1 protein-coding gene is annotated in these 669 nt (G+C 61.9%); it reads right to left on the bottom strand.

All coding sequences use genetic code 11. The features are described from left to right. Positions 1-590 (bottom strand): IS5/IS1182 family transposase (locus RISW2_RS23055; RefSeq protein WP_043775898.1); only part of this gene is annotated, 590 nt, incomplete at its 3' end. Positions 591-669 lie beyond the last annotated feature (79 nt).

Genomic DNA, 669 nt, shown 5'->3' with positions numbered 1-669 from the left:
GTCACCGTGGTGGCCGCGCCGAACGCCGCTTCGTCGAGCGTGTCGAGATACTCGCGAACAGCGCGCGGGGCTTCCGAGGGATCGATGACTGCGGCGTCCCAGTCCTCGGCTCTGCTGGAGCTCTGCTTCTGGACATCCGCACTGATCAGGCTGGCATCGACGGCGAACCCGGTTCCGCCAACGAGGCCCTCGGCAATGCACGTCGCGACGACGTCCTCGAACAGCCGGCGGAACAGGTCGCTCTCCCGGAACTTGCCGTGGCGCAGCTTCGAAAAGGTCGAGTGATCGGGGATCTTGTCTTCGAGACCAAGGCGGCAGAACCAGCGATACGCCAGGTTGAGATGGACCTCCTGGCACAGCCGGCGTTCCGACCTGATCCCCATCACATAGCCGATGACGAGCATGCGAATGATGAGTTCCGGGTCGATCGACGGCCGCCCGGTGTGACTGTAAAAGCCGCGAAGATCTGCGTGCAGTTCGCGGAGATCGAGGAAGCGGTCGATCCCGCGCACGAGGTGGTTCTCCGGAATATGCGTCTCGAGATCGAACTCGTAAAACAGCCGCGCATGCGCCTTTTGAGTTCCCAGCATTCCGTGCCCTCCCGCTCCCGTAAATAAAGGGAATCAGAAGCTTCGGCCCCCGACAAGCGTGGAGTTTTTCAACACCATC

Origin of the sequence: Roseivivax isoporae LMG 25204, assembly GCF_000521865.1 — a bacterium.
GTDB classification, from domain to species: Bacteria; Pseudomonadota; Alphaproteobacteria; order Rhodobacterales; family Rhodobacteraceae; genus Roseivivax; species Roseivivax isoporae.
The sequence above is the reverse complement of the archived record's forward strand: the minus strand, read 5'-3'. Positions and strand labels throughout refer to the sequence as shown.